Genomic DNA, 759 nt, shown 5'->3' with positions numbered 1-759 from the left:
CTTGGGCAGCGGCGGCGCCGGCATGGTGGCCGGCGACCAGCACGTGCACCTCACCGCCGCACTGGGCGGCAGCGCTCACGGTGTTCAGGGTGGCGCCCTTGAGGTGGGCGTTGTCGTGTTCGGCAATAACAAGTGCGGTCATTTAGATCACCTTCGCTTCGTTTTTCAGTTTGTCCACCAGGGTGGCGACATCGGGCACCTTGATGCCGGCGCTGCGCTTGGGCGGCTCGGAGACTTTCAAGGTCTTCAGGCGCGGGGCAACGTCGACCCCCAGGTCTTCGGGCTTGAAGGTGTCGAGCTGCTTTTTCTTGGCCTTCATGATGTTGGGCAGCGTCACATAGCGCGGCTCGTTCAGGCGCAGGTCGGTGGTGACGATGGCGGGCAGGCCCATAGAAAGGGTTTCCAGGCCGCCGTCGACTTCACGCGTGACCTGGGCTTTGCCGTCCACGATTTCGACCTTGCTGGCGAAGGTGGCTTGCGGCAGGTCGGCGAGCGCGGCGAGCATCTGGCCGGTCTGGTTGCAGTCGTCGTCGATGGCCTGCTTGCCCAGGATCACCAGGCCGGGTTGTTCCTTGTCCATCAGGGCTTTGAGCAGTTTGGCCACCGCCAGGGGCTGCAGTTCGGCGTCGGTTTGCACCAGGATGGCGCGGTCCGCGCCGATGGCCATGGCGGTGCGCAGGGTCTCCTGGCACTGCTGCACGCCGCACGAGACGGCGATGACTTCCGTGGCAATGCCTTTTTCTTTCAAGCGCACGGCCT

1 protein-coding gene and 1 pseudogene are annotated in these 759 nt (G+C 64.4%); both read right to left on the bottom strand.

Translation table 11 applies throughout. From position 1 onward, the window contains the following. Window positions 1–142: pseudogene (locus B0E49_RS00140) on the bottom strand (electron transfer flavoprotein subunit alpha/FixB family protein); the annotation flags it as partial. Beyond that, window positions 143–759: electron transfer flavoprotein subunit beta/FixA family protein (locus tag B0E49_RS00135; protein ID WP_077559951.1), on the bottom strand; the 617-nt coding region annotated here is incomplete at its 5' end.

Origin of the sequence: Polaromonas sp. C04 (assembly GCF_002002705.1) — a bacterium.
In the GTDB taxonomy this organism is placed as follows: Bacteria; Pseudomonadota; Gammaproteobacteria; order Burkholderiales; family Burkholderiaceae_C; genus Rhodoferax_A.
The sequence above is the reverse complement of the archived record's forward strand: the minus strand, read 5'-3'. Positions and strand labels throughout refer to the sequence as shown.